Here is a 7,089-nt window from a genome sequence, read left to right as displayed (position 1 = left end):
ATGGTTAATGTGATGGAGATGGCGACACCGACAACAATAGCTTCACGCCAGCCCATGGTTAATAAAACTAAAATAATGACCGCGCTGGTAGCGAAGATAAGTTTGCCAATTAAGGTGTTGGATTTGTCATTGGCGGTGGCGCCATAATCGCGCGATATGGTGGTTTGTATGTTATCTGGGATTAACACATTGTGAATTTCACCGAGACGCTTTTCTATCGCGTTGGTCACATCGACCGCATTTTTGCCCGGCTGTTTGGCTATTGCCACTGTTACCGCGGGATATAATTTGCCATTTTCCCCGTGCCACACATTTTCACTGGGAATATCGGCGGACAGTGATATATCAGCAACATCTTGCAGATAAACAGGAAACCCCTGATTAACGGATACAATCAGTTTTTTTATCTCGGAAATATTTTGTAAAAACTGTCCGGTTTGAACTTTTATCTGCTGATTGTTTTGCACTAACGAGACAACGGATGAGCTGGCATTATTGCTCGCTAATACGCGGGTAATGGCATCATAACTGACCGCAAAACTGTTCATTTTAGCGGGATCGATACGGATATTTACGGTTAACAGATGACCGCCAATGGTGTAGATGTCGCGTGTGCCGTCGATATGTTTGAGCTCGCTTTCAAGCCCGTGTGCAACCTGCGTTAATTGCTGCGCGGTGACTGCGTTATCGTGAGACCAAAGCGTTATTGAGGAAATAGGTACATCATCAATTGCTCGTGGCTTTATTAATGGCTGACCAATACCGGCATGTTTAGGGAGTTTATCCATATTGGAATAGATTTGATTATAAAGATTGACAATCGCATCATTACGACCCTTACCCACTTCAAAAATAACAATGATCATGGCACCGTCTGGTTGTGAAAAAGAGTAGCTGGTATCGACCCCTTTAATCTCTGAAATAACCTGTTCCATCGGGATGGTCACCAGGTTTTCAACCTCCTTGGGAGAGGCGCCGGGAAAAGGGATAAAGATATCGGCAAAGGTTACGTCTATTTGTGGCTCTTCCTCTTTTGGAGTCACCATAATGGCGAAAAAACCCAATAATAAACCAACAATAGCCAGCAGTGGGGTGATCGCTGAACCTTGGAAGTAACGGGCAATTTTTCCTGAAATATTGAGTTGTTCATTCATTGTTTTGACTCCAATCTTGGAAAATTTTTATCCGCTAAAAATACCCCTGAAACATTCAGCTGTGCATTCACTGTTTTGACTCCAGTTGTTGCAGTTTTTTATACGCATCAATACTGATTAAATCCCCATCCTGTAAGCCTGCGAGAATTTCCACATAACCCTCGTGTGTTTTACCTAAACGCACTTGCGTTAATAGCGCTTTGCCTTTTATATCGCGATACACCGCATTGAGCTCATTATTATTTAAAACTGCACTGGTCGGAATAAAGATAGATTGACGAGAACCACTAATAAATTGTGCTTTTACCCACATACCGGGCAGTAGGAGTTGCTCTGTTTCGGGGAGTTCAATACGCACTTTAAATGCATGGGATTGCAGATCTGCATAATTAAATAGCGTTACTTTATCTGAAAAAAGCTGTTTACCATCATTGAGTGTTATCACAAATTTAGGATTTTTATGCAATGCGTCAAGATGACGCTGTGGAATTTCTGTAACGGCCCGTAGTTTTTGTAATGACATCCCCGAAAAAAGGGGTTGTCCTGGATTGATTGTTTCCCCAATCTCTATATGACGTGCTGTTACGAAGCCTGAATAGGGGGCTTTAATAATAGTATAATCAAGCGATTCTTTGGCTTTATTTAAATTGGCTTGAGCTGCCATGGTTAATTGTTTGTTGGTTTTAGCCGCCGCTTCAGCCTGGTCTAACTGGCCTTGTGAGATAGCCCCTTTAGGGAAAAGTTTTTTATAACGCTGGTAAGTTAGCATCGATTCGTTATATAAGGCTCTGCTTCGCAACAGCTCCGCTTCAGCCACTGCCAATACCGCGCCCTGCTCTGTATTGGTCATCTCCAGTAATACACTGCCTTGCTCAACATAGTCGTTAGTATCGAAGTATATTTGGCTTACGCGTCCACTGGTTTGTGCTGATAAGGTTGCTTTATTGATCGCTTCAATAGTGGCATCGAGGACCACAACTTGCTCTTTTATTTCGTTTTTTACGGTAAACAGGTCAGATGAAAATGAGGGTAAACAAACTAGCAGTAAACTAAGTGCTATTAATTGTGGTGATTTTTTAAAAAAATAATGATTCATCTTTATATCCTTAATTAGATATAGTTATCAGTTAAATGAAATATATCACAGCTAATTTAGAATGTTCTAATGTTTAAAGTGTAACTGGTCGACTCAGTAATTAAATTTAGTTATCAATCGTTCATAAATCCATTACTATTCTTCTTTAATCATAAACTTATTAAAGAAGGCATATGCTGATGAAGGCAACCAATATTGAAAACTTATTAAATATTATGGAACAACTGCGCTCTCCTGAAAATGGCTGCCCTTGGGATATGAAACAGACGTTTGATACGATTGTGCCCCACACCATAGAGGAGGCTTATGAAGTTGCTGAGGCGATAGAGCAGAAAGATTTTGCCGATTTAAAAGGAGAACTAGGGGATCTGTTATTTCAAGTGGTGTTTTATGCGCAAATGGCAAAAGAGCAAAACCTGTTTGAGTTTAACGATATTATTGACACTCTAAATGAAAAGTTAGTGCGTCGTCATCCGCATGTATTTGCACAAACTGAGTTTGCCGATGAGCAGGAAGTTCACGCTAATTGGGAAGCGGAAAAAGAGAAAGAGCGTGCCAAGAAGGCGTATTCTGAACATAAGATTAGCAGTGCCCTCGATAATATCCCGTTAGCCTTACCCGCATTAAACCGGGCTTATAAAATTCAAAAACGTTGTGCAAACGTGGGGTTTGACTGGAAGACGCTGGAGCCTGTGGTCGCTAAGATAAAAGAGGAGATTGACGAAGTTTTAGTGGAAGTTGAACGTGATGATTTAAGTGAACCACAAAGGCAGCTACGTATTGAAGATGAGTTAGGGGATCTGTTATTTGCCAATGTGAATTTAGTACGGCATCTTAACTGCTCGCCTGAGCAGGTGTTGCGTCAAGCAAATAAGAAATTTGAGAAACGGTTCCGTTTAGTTGAATTGGAAGTGTCAAAAAGTGGCCTGCAGTTAACTGATTATTCACTGGAAGAGTTAGAGGTGATTTGGGGGAAGGTGAAAAAACAATTGAATGAGTGAGCACTGCTTAATCAATAGCAATAAAAATATTTACTACTATTTTATCCGCTTTATAGGGAAAGAAATAAGCAGTTCAAAAATTATTAAATGGACTCACTCCTATTTTTAAGTAAATAGGTATAAAAGATTGTCGAAAATGAGAGGTTTTGCTACAATGTCTTCCCATCTAAATGTTCAAAATTATCATTTATAATTACAGTCAATTAGTTCGCTAACTTAATTCAGCACTTATTTACAGGCTGATGTTTTTTTATGTTTCCGTTTTAATACTTAAACTTAATTATTGATGAATAAAAGTTTCTTTTTTTAATTCCTAAACTCTCAGGGTTACTATGACGACAAAATATATTTTCGTAACTGGTGGTGTTGTTTCATCACTAGGTAAAGGTATTGCAGCAGGTTCACTGGCTGCTATTCTAGAAGCTCGAGGTCTGGACGTAACGATTTTAAAACTTGATCCGTATATCAATGTTGATCCTGGCACAATGAGTCCAACGCAACATGGTGAAGTTTTTGTAACTGATGATGGCGCTGAGACAGATCTTGATTTAGGGCATTATGAACGTTTTATTCGTACCAAAATGACGGCCCTTAATAACTTTACAACCGGACGTGTTTACTCTGAAGTGTTGGCAAAAGAGCGTCGTGGTGATTATCTTGGTGCAACGATTCAGGTGATTCCGCATATCACTAACGAGATTCAAGAACGTATTGTTGCTGGTGGTAAAGGTCATGATATTGCCCTCGTTGAATTAGGGGGGACAGTAGGTGATATTGAATCACAGCCGTTCCTGGAAGCGATTCGCCAATTGGGTTTAAAAGTGGGGCGTGAAAATGTAATGTACATGCACCTCACATTATTACCTTACCTGAAAACTGCGGGAGAAGTTAAAACTAAACCAACACAGCATTCCGTAAAAGAATTGCGCAGTTTAGGTATTCAACCAGATATATTGGTCTGCCGCTCTGAAGTGAATATTCCCATTAACGAACGCGAGAAGATCGCCCTGTTCTGTAATGTGCAAGAACAATCTGTCATTTTATTACGCGATGTAGATTCTATCTACAAAATCCCCGCTTTATTAAAAGCACAAGGTCTTGATGAGATTTGTGTAAAACGTTTTGGCTTAGATTGTCCAGAAGCAAATTTAAGCGAATGGGAAAAAGTGGTTTCTGAAGAAGCTAATACGTCAAATGAAGTTGTAATTGGCATGGTCGGGAAATATATTGAACTGCCAGATGCTTATAAATCAGTCAATGAAGCGCTTAAACATGGCGGCCTGAAAAATGCGGCATCTGTGAAAATAAAATATATCGACGCGCAGGATGTTGAAGTTAGAGGTACCTCTATCTTAGCGGGCGTTGATGCGATTTTAGTACCTGGCGGTTTTGGTGAACGCGGTATTGAAGGTAAAATTATGGCGGCTCAATACGCCCGTGAAAATAAGATACCTTATTTAGGTATCTGTTTAGGTATGCAGGTTGCTATAATTGAGTTTGCACGAAATGTCGCCGGTCTTAAAAATGCTCATTCAACGGAATTCAAGGCTGATTGTGAACAGCCTGTTGTTGGCTTGATCACTGAATGGATTGATAAAACCGGTGAAGTGGAGCAACGCACAGAAAACTCTGATTTGGGCGGAACGATGCGCGTGGGTGCACAACTTTGTCACCTGAAAAAGGGTTCTAAAGTACAAGAGATGTACGGAGCGAAAGAGATTTTTGAGCGTCACCGCCATCGTTATGAGGTAAATAATAATTTATTACCTATTCTAGAGAAAGCGGGACTCGCTGTTACTGGTTTATCTGAAGATAAAAAATTAGTCGAAATTATTGAGATCCCAAATCACCCTTGGTTTGTTGCTGCTCAATTCCATCCGGAGTTCACATCGACCCCAAGAGATGGGCATCCTTTATTTAAAGGGTTTATAAAATCTGCGATAGATCATCAACAAGGTAGATTTAAATAGTTTTTGTTGACCGGATCGCTATAGTTTGTTAAAAATTTAGCAATTAAAGTGTTATTGAGTGACAATGTAAGTTTTAATCTTATTTTTAAATACAATTAAAGGAACAATTATGTCTAATATCGTAAAAGTACTTGGTCGTGAAATCATGGATTCACGTGGTAACCCAACTGTTGAAGCTGAAGTTCATTTAGCTGACGGTTCAATCGGTATGGCCGCAGCTCCATCAGGTGCTTCTACTGGTTCACGTGAAGCTTTAGAATTACGTGACGGTGATAAAGCGCGTTACTTAGGTAAAGGTGTTCTTAAAGCAGTTGCTGCTGTAAATGGTCCAATCGCAGAAGCACTACTTGGTAAAGATGCTACTGCTCAAGCTGAACTTGATCAAATCATGATCGATTTAGATGGAACTGAAAACAAAGCTAAATTTGGCGCAAACGCTATCCTAGCTGTTTCTCTAGCTGCTGCTAAAGCGGCTGCAGTATCTAAGAAAGTGCCTCTATACGCTCACATTGCTGATCTTAACGGTACTCCTGGTGTTTACTCTATGCCTCTTCCAATGATGAATATCATCAATGGTGGTGAGCATGCAGATAACTCTGTTGATATCCAAGAGTTCATGATCCAACCTGTTGGCGCTTCTACTTTCCGTGAAGGTCTGCGTATGGGTGCTGAAGTATTCCATAGCCTTGCTAAAGTACTTAAAGCTGACGGTCACTCAACTGCTGTTGGTGATGAAGGTGGTTTTGCTCCAAACCTTCCATCTAACGCTGCTGCACTTGCTGCAATCAAAGTTGCTGTTGCAAACGCGGGTTACGTTCTAGGTAAAGACATCACTCTAGCGATGGATTGTGCTGCATCTGAGTTCTATAACAAAGAAACTGGCATGTACGAACTTAAAGGTGAAGGTAAAACTTTTACTGCTAAAGAGTTCAACTACTTCCTTGAAGGTCTTGTTAACGATTACCCAATCGTTTCTATCGAAGATGGTCTTGACGAGTCTGATTGGGATGGTTTCAAACACCAAACTGAACTACTAGGTGATAAAATTCAACTAGTAGGTGACGATCTATTCGTTACAAACACTAAGATTCTTGCTCGTGGTATCAAAGAAGGTATTACTAACTCTATCTTAATCAAATTCAACCAAATCGGTTCTTTAACTGAAACTTTGGCTGCAATCAAAATGGCTAAAGATGCTGGCTTTACTGCAGTTATCTCTCACCGTTCTGGTGAAACTGAAGATTCAACAATTGCAGATCTTGCTGTTGGTACTGCTGCAGGTCAAATCAAAACGGGTTCATTAAGCCGTTCTGACCGTGTTGCTAAGTACAACCAACTTCTACGTATTGAAGAAGCTCTAGGTTCAAAAGCACCTTACAAAGGTCTTGCTGAAGTTAAAGGTACTTTCAACTTTTAATCTAAACTAATTTATTAGTTAAGATAATTGCTGAAATGAAATCCTCACTTATGTGGGGATTTTTTTTGCCTGTGATTTATTGCACCTAGAAGCACATTAAGCCGCAATGCCCGTGTTGCTGCTCTTTGTTAACTACGGGAACCAACTTCACCATATTGAAGAAGTGCTTGGCGAAAAAGCACCTTACAAAGGTCTTGCTGAAGTTAAAAACCAGTAATTAGCGGTTTTTAGTTTTATTACCGTGCTCGGCATGGGAATATAGATCCTCGGCTTAGATCGTTTTTTTTGTCTGTGATTTATAAATTATTTTAATGGGAAATTTGTATGAATATAGTTGTAGAGCTGCTTGGGTGGACAAGTGTCGCTTTTTATATTTTATTATTGCTATTTAATGGTATGAAAAATATGCGCCTGGCTTCTTTTCTTTCGGTTGCGAATGATGTGAGCTGGG

At 39.9% G+C, this 7,089-nt stretch carries 5 protein-coding genes; 3 read left to right on the top strand and 2 right to left on the bottom strand.

Annotation, left to right across the window (positions count from 1 at the left end):
- Both ACJAT7_RS16695 and ACJAT7_RS16690 read right to left on the bottom strand, forming a co-directional pair.
- The coding region (locus ACJAT7_RS16695; RefSeq protein ID WP_415227937.1) for an efflux RND transporter permease subunit at window positions 1–1,154 on the bottom strand (1,154 nt) is incomplete at its 3' end.
- Window positions 1,155–1,221: 67 nt separating this feature from the next.
- Window positions 1,222–2,250 carry an efflux RND transporter periplasmic adaptor subunit gene (locus ACJAT7_RS16690; RefSeq protein WP_415227936.1) on the bottom strand — a complete coding sequence of 343 codons (1,029 nt, stop codon included), beginning with the start codon at window positions 2,248–2,250 and terminating at the stop codon, window positions 1,222–1,224.
- A gap of 179 nt (window positions 2,251–2,429) precedes the next feature.
- Here ACJAT7_RS16690 and mazG point away from each other — a divergent pair, with 179 nt between their 5' ends.
- The 3 genes from mazG (at window position 2,430) to eno (ending at window position 6,638) form a co-directional block, all read left to right on the top strand.
- On the top strand, window positions 2,430–3,251 hold the full coding sequence (gene mazG, locus ACJAT7_RS16685) for a nucleoside triphosphate pyrophosphohydrolase (RefSeq protein ID WP_415227935.1): 822 nt from the start codon (window positions 2,430–2,432) through the stop codon (window positions 3,249–3,251).
- A gap of 332 nt (window positions 3,252–3,583) precedes the next feature.
- Window positions 3,584–5,221: a CTP synthase gene (locus ACJAT7_RS16680; RefSeq protein ID WP_415227934.1), complete on the top strand. Its 1,638-nt coding sequence runs from the start codon at window positions 3,584–3,586 to the stop codon at window positions 5,219–5,221.
- Window positions 5,222–5,330: 109 nt separating this feature from the next.
- Entirely contained in the window at window positions 5,331–6,638 is a 1,308-nt protein-coding gene (gene eno, locus ACJAT7_RS16675; RefSeq protein ID WP_415227933.1) for a phosphopyruvate hydratase, read from the top strand.
- The last annotated feature ends 451 nt before the right edge of the window (window positions 6,639–7,089 follow it).

Source organism: Psychromonas sp. (genome assembly GCF_047632995.1).
In the GTDB taxonomy this organism is placed as follows: domain Bacteria; phylum Pseudomonadota; class Gammaproteobacteria; order Enterobacterales; family Psychromonadaceae; genus Psychromonas.
Note: the sequence above shows the minus strand (reverse complement) of the source record. Positions and strands in the feature narration are given on the sequence as shown.